Origin of the sequence: Herminiimonas sp., assembly GCF_030645555.1 — a bacterium.
Taxonomy (GTDB): domain Bacteria; phylum Pseudomonadota; class Gammaproteobacteria; order Burkholderiales; family Burkholderiaceae_D; genus Oxalicibacterium.
On record NZ_JAUSME010000232.1, the window covers coordinates 1 to 5,574 of the forward strand.

Annotated in this window: 5 protein-coding genes; 4 read left to right on the forward strand and 1 reads right to left on the reverse strand. The window is 57.0% G+C overall.

The genetic code is table 11. The annotated features are described in order from the left end of the window. The 4 genes from gpmA to Q7T06_RS09015 form a co-directional block, all read left to right on the forward strand. A partial coding sequence (gpmA, locus tag Q7T06_RS09000) for a 2,3-diphosphoglycerate-dependent phosphoglycerate mutase (protein WP_304783727.1) occupies window positions 1-626 on the forward strand: 626 nt, incomplete at its 5' end. A 71-nt stretch (window positions 627-697) separates the two neighbouring features. Beyond that, entirely contained in the window at window positions 698-2,077 is a 1,380-nt protein-coding gene (locus Q7T06_RS09005) for a murein hydrolase activator EnvC (RefSeq protein WP_370652356.1), read from the forward strand. Between the two features lie 2 nt (window positions 2,078-2,079). Next, window positions 2,080-3,528, forward strand: a complete 1,449-nt coding sequence (locus Q7T06_RS09010) for a S41 family peptidase (RefSeq protein WP_304783733.1) — start codon at window positions 2,080-2,082, stop codon at window positions 3,526-3,528. 89 nt (window positions 3,529-3,617) lie between these two features. After that, window positions 3,618-4,370, forward strand: a complete 753-nt coding sequence (locus Q7T06_RS09015; RefSeq protein WP_304783735.1) for a HesA/MoeB/ThiF family protein — start codon at window positions 3,618-3,620, stop codon at window positions 4,368-4,370. A gap of 29 nt (window positions 4,371-4,399) precedes the next feature. Here Q7T06_RS09015 and Q7T06_RS09020 read toward each other — a convergent pair whose 3' ends face one another. Further along, window positions 4,400-5,200, reverse strand: a complete 801-nt coding sequence (locus tag Q7T06_RS09020; RefSeq protein WP_304783738.1) for a type IV pili methyl-accepting chemotaxis transducer N-terminal domain-containing protein — start codon at window positions 5,198-5,200, stop codon at window positions 4,400-4,402. Between the last annotated feature and the right edge of the window lie 374 nt (window positions 5,201-5,574).

Sequence of the window (5,574 nt, forward strand, 5' to 3'; positions counted from 1 at the left end):
TATTGCTGCGCGAAGCGGGTTTTAACTTTGACCTTGCTTACACTTCCGTGTTGAAACGCGCGATCCGCACGCTGTGGATTACGCTCGATGAAATGGATTTGATGTGGATACCGGTGGTCTGCCACTGGCGCCTGAATGAACGTCATTACGGTGCCCTGCAAGGGATGAACAAGGCGGAAACCGCCAGGAAATATGGCGCGGAACAAGTCTTGCAATGGCGCCGCAGCTATGACATTCCGCCTGAACCGCTGGCTGAAGACGACCCGCGCACGATGTACAAGGATCCACGCTACGCCGGTTTGAAGCATGAAGAAATTCCGCTCGCCGAATGCCTGAAAGACACGCTGATGCGTGTAGAGCCATACTGGAATGACACCATCGTGCCGTCTATACGCGCCGGCAAGCAAATCATCATTTCCGCGCACGGCAACAGTTTGCGTGCGTTGATCAAGATACTAGACAGCATCAACGACCAGGATATCGTCACCCTGAATATCCCGAACGGCCGCCCTATCGTCTATGAACTCGATGAAAACCTGAAGCCGATACGACATTACTACCTGGGTGATCCGGCATCACTGGAAGCGGCGTTGCAAGCCACTGCCAGCCACGGATCCGGCAAATAAGCCACGTGCGCATACTGTTTCTTTCCTGCTTTAAACGTCTTGCACGCATGCCGGCCAAAAACTACTCCGGCATGTGCACTCTCGCCACACTCGCCTTGCTGACGCTGTTTGCCGCTGCGCACCCTGACGTGCATGCGCAAAAAAGCACCGACCGCAGCAAGCAAAAGAAGATAGCCGAGAGCGAGCGCGCAGAATTGCGCCAGAAACTGACTGCGCTCAAACGCAATATCGACAAGACGGAAACCGCGAAAAGCTCTGCCGCCGAGGCGCTGGCCAAATCGGAAGCAGCCATCTCGGAAGCGCAACGCAGCTTGCGCGACCTGGCTGAAGAGCAGCAGCAAACCGAAGCCAGGCTCAAGGAATTGTCGACCCAGCAGGCGGCGCTGAAAAAAATCGTGGCAGCACAGCAAAGCCAGCTGGCCCGACTGCTGCGCGAGCAATATGTCGCCGGCAATGAAGACCGCATCAAGCTGCTGCTCTCAGGCGACAATCCGAACCGCATCAATCGCGAGCTGCAATACATGGGTTATGTCTCGCGCGCGCAGGCTGAGCTGATTGCATCGCTGCGCGCCAACCTGCAGACGATAGAGGAAAACCAGGCTGAGGTACAAGGCGCCAAGGAAGAACTCGATGAAATCGCCGCCGAAGCGCGCGACCAGCACGCGATCCTGCAAAAAGAAAAAGCCCAGCGCGCCACCATGCTGGCGCAACTATCGAGCAAGCTCAGCGCACAGCGCAAGGAAGCCGGCAATATAGAACGCGACGAACGCCGGCTCTCCAGCCTGGTTGATCAACTAGCCATATTGATGCAGGAACAACGCAAGGCGGAAGCCGCCGCCGCAGAAAAACGCCGTCAGGAACGCGCAGCACGCGACAGGGAAGAACGCGAAAAACGGCTGGCGCAGAATAAAAAACGCGGCGCGCCGAATGACCAGGCCTCGAGTGGCAAGATTGCCAACCCGAATGCGATAGAAGATGACGAGCCGCCCGCCAAATCGCTCGCCCGCAACAGGCTCACCCCGGAACCCGCACCGGATGCCGGCGTCCAGGATGGCGCTTTCGCTGCATTGCGCGGGCGTCTGCGCCTGCCTGTGCGCGGCGACCTGACGGCCAAATTCGGCAGCAAGCGCGGCGATGGGCCGACCTGGAAAGGCTTGTTCATACGGGCTGAAGAAGGCACAGAAGTCAAAGCCATCGCGGCCGGACGCGTCATTTTCGCCGAATGGTTGCGCGGCTTCGGCAATCTGATCATCGTCGATCACGGCAGCCAGTACATGACGATATACGGCAATAATCAATCGGTATTGAAACATGCCGGGGATGCCGTCAAATCCGGAGATGTGATTGCCAGCACAGGTAATAGCGGCGGCAATGAACAATCAGGTTTATACTTTGAAATGCGGCATCAGGGTCGCGCGTTTGACCCACTAAGCTGGGTAACTATTAGGTGAACATGGGAACGAAACTCAAGAATATCGGACTGATCGGTTTAGGCATGATAGCCGGCGTGATCGGGATGGGCACGCAACTCGATGCGATGGCACAGAAAAATGTCGGCACATCCCTGCCCATAGAGGAATTGCGCCAGCTGGCCGATGTATTCGGGCTCATCAAATCGGATTATGTCGAGCCGGTCGAAGACAAGAAGCTGCTGACGGAAGCGATTTCCGGCATGGTGGCGTCGCTGGATCCGCATTCCGCCTATCTTGATAAAAAAGCATTCAAGGAACTGCGTGAAGGCACGCAAGGCAAATTCGTCGGACTCGGCATCGAAGTCGGGATGGAAGACGGTTACGTCAAGGTCATTTCACCTATCGAGGATTCCCCTGCCTATCGCGCTGGCCTGAAAGCCGGCGACTTGATCACGCGCCTGGATTCCACCCCGGTCAAGGGCATGACGCTGGATGAAGCAGTCAAGAAAATGCGCGGCGAGCCGAATACCAAAATCACGCTGACCATCGCCCGCAAGGATGAAGACAAACCTATCGTCGTGACCATCACGCGCCAGGAAATCCGCGTGCAAAGCGTGAAGTCCAAAGTAGTGGAGCCAGGCTATGCATGGTTGCGCATCGCGCAATTCCAGGAACCTACCGTCGACGACATGGCGAAGAAAATCACCGCCCTGTATGCGCAGGAACCGAACCTGAAAGGCTTGGTGCTTGATTTGCGTAACGATCCGGGCGGCGTACTGCCGGGTGCGATCGGCGTCTCGGCAGCCTTCCTGCCGAAAGATGTGGTCGTCACTTCCACCAATGGCCAGTTGCCGGATTCCAAGGCCAGCTTCTACGCGCGTCGCGAATTCTATGCCGCGCGCTCGGTCGGCGATCCGCTGGCAAAACTGCCGGAAGCCATCAAGAAAATCCCTATGGTCGTGCTGGTCAACTCCGGCTCTGCCTCGGCATCTGAAATCGTGGCTGGCGCCCTGCAGGATTACAAGCGCGCCACCATCATGGGCACGCAGACTTTCGGCAAGGGGTCGGTGCAAACCATACGCCAGCTGTCCGCCGATACGGCTGTCAAGCTGACTACTGCGCGCTACTACACGCCGAACGGCCGCTCCATCCAGGCCAAGGGTATCGTGCCGGATTTGATGGTCGATGAAACTGCAGAAGGCGATGCCTTGAATGGCTTGCGTTTGCGTGAAGCAGACCTGCAAAAACATTTGAGCAACGACAAGGAAGCGGAAAGCGCCAAACCCAGCATAGATGCACTGGAAGAAGACCAGCGCCTCGCCGCGCTGGAGAAAAAGCGCAAGCCGCTGGAATTCGGCAGCAAGGATGACTTCCAGCTGGCGCAGGCATTGAACCACTTGAAAGGCTTGCCTGTCGTGCTGTCGAAAGTCAAAGTTGAAGTAAAAAAAGAACCTAGCATCAACGACCCGAAAAACGGCGACAAGAAATAGTCGCAAGCGCCAGCAAAAAGGCCGCAGCGATGCGGCCTTTTTGCTGGGCCCGTTTACCTTGCTTAAGACATGCGCACTGCGGATTACTTATGAACGACCACCAACTACTGCGTTATTCACGCCACATCCTGCTCGATGAAATCGACATCGAAGGCCAGGAGAAGCTGCTGGCGGCGCATGCATTGATCATAGGCGCAGGCGGACTGGGTTCGCCGGCCGCGCTCTATCTCGCCTCGGCCGGGGTCGGCACCATCACGCTGGTCGATGACGACACGGTGGACCTGACCAATCTGCAGCGGCAAATCCTGCACACGACGGAACGCATCGGCCAGGCCAAGGTAGTGTCGGGACAGAAAACCCTGAGCGACATCAATCCCGGCATCAACATCGTCGCCCTGAAGGAACGTGTCAGCGGAGAACGCCTCAATGAACTGGTCGGCCAGGCATCGGTAGTGCTCGATTGCAGCGACAACTTCGCCACGCGTCACGCGATCAATCGCGCCTGCGTCGCCAAGCGCGTCCCGCTGGTATCGGGCGCGGCCATCAAGTTCGACGGCCAGATTAGCGTGTTCGATGCGCGCAGCGGCAACGCCCCCTGCTATGCCTGCCTGTTCCCGGAAGAGCAGCAATTTGAAGAAGTCAATTGCGGCACCATGGGCGTGTTTGCGCCACTGGTCGGTATCATAGGCAGCATGCAAGCCGCCGAGGCACTGAAGCTGATCGCCGGTATCGGCACCTCGCTGGCCGGGCGCCTGTTATTGCTGGATGCACGCACGATGGAATGGAGCAGCATCAAGATCGCGCGCAACGCCAGTTGCAGCATATGCGGGCAGGCGCACTAGGCACACGCCTATCCTGCACGCATTCCACCTCAAGCCAGCTGCTCGTACAGCCCGGTAATTCTATCCATCGTCTCCAGTATTCTTTCGCTGGTGGTCGCCACGTTGGTGGCGTAGCGTATCTTGCTTTCCTGCGTGCTGGCGCTGCTCTTGAGCGCTTGATCGAAGAACAGCCATTGCTGCTGCGCCAGCACAATCTCCAGTTTGATGGCTGCCGTGTTTTTCGGCGAATTCGCCAACTCCGTCATCGCCAGCAAAAATTCATCGCGCGCTTTGGCCAGATTGATCAAAGCATCCGACGACGCCACGCCCCAGTTGATGGCCTGGTAAAACTTGGCCATGCGTTGCGACAGCATGCGCTGGCGCCCGGCAATATTGACCAGTCGCGCCGCCGCCGTCCCCGATGATTTTTCCAGTTGCACGGTGGCGGCATGCGCCAGTGTCAGCACTTCCTCGTTGATCAGCATGATCGCTTTCGCATCCTGCCGGTTCGGCGGATTGCTCACCAGCGCACCCTTGTAGCGCAGCCAGGTCTTTCTCAATTCAAGCAGCGTGGCCTTGTTGTCGGCAGTAGGAGCGAACACTTCCAGCTCGGCCAGTTGACGTTCGAACAGCATGATGGAAGCGCTGAATATCTTGTTTGAGCGGATCAGGTCTATCGACTGACCGATCTGCAGATAACTCTTGGCCAGCCGCTGCGAGAGCATGCGCTGACGACCGGCCTTGTTGATTGCGTCATTGATATGGGTGATTTGTGTATCGGCGGCGTAAGCAAAACCGAACAAACTCCCGCTTGCCGCCACACCGGCACGAAGAAAGTGACGTCTGTCCATTTTTATTCCTTGTTATTGTCGGCAGCAGCCAAATGGCATCGGCAGTGCAACAGCCGGCATGTTTATCGAAGTGCAAAAGCTATGCCAGCCACCTGCGCCATTTCGACACCCAAACTGGTGCATAAGAGGCAGGCTTCCGCACCAACAAGGATACCCCACCCCTTTACATAACTTTACCGGCTGCATGCGAGCCCGCAACAGAGCGCTTTTATAGTTGCAACATGCCTGCAAAGCACAGCAAGCACCACTTGATACACAAAGGAGTCTTGAATGAACAAGCAAATCCAGAATACAGAATTATCGTCCGTGAAAAGCACGCGGCTTACCAGCCGCCTGCTCATGGTTACCGCCGGCGCTGCTCTCGTGAGCATCCT

Excerpts from the sequence above, each read along its gene's own strand:
- Q7T06_RS09010 (WP_304783733.1), top strand. The coding sequence starts at position 2,080 with ATGGGAACGAAACTCAAGAATATCGGACTGATCGGTTTAGGCATGATA.
- Q7T06_RS09005 (WP_370652356.1), top strand. The coding sequence starts at position 698 with ATGTGCACTCTCGCCACACTCGCCTTGCTGACGCTGTTTGCCGCTGCG.
- Q7T06_RS09020 (WP_304783738.1), bottom strand. The coding sequence starts at position 5,200 with ATGGACAGACGTCACTTTCTTCGTGCCGGTGTGGCGGCAAGCGGGAGT.
- Q7T06_RS09015 (WP_304783735.1), top strand. The coding sequence starts at position 3,618 with ATGAACGACCACCAACTACTGCGTTATTCACGCCACATCCTGCTCGAT.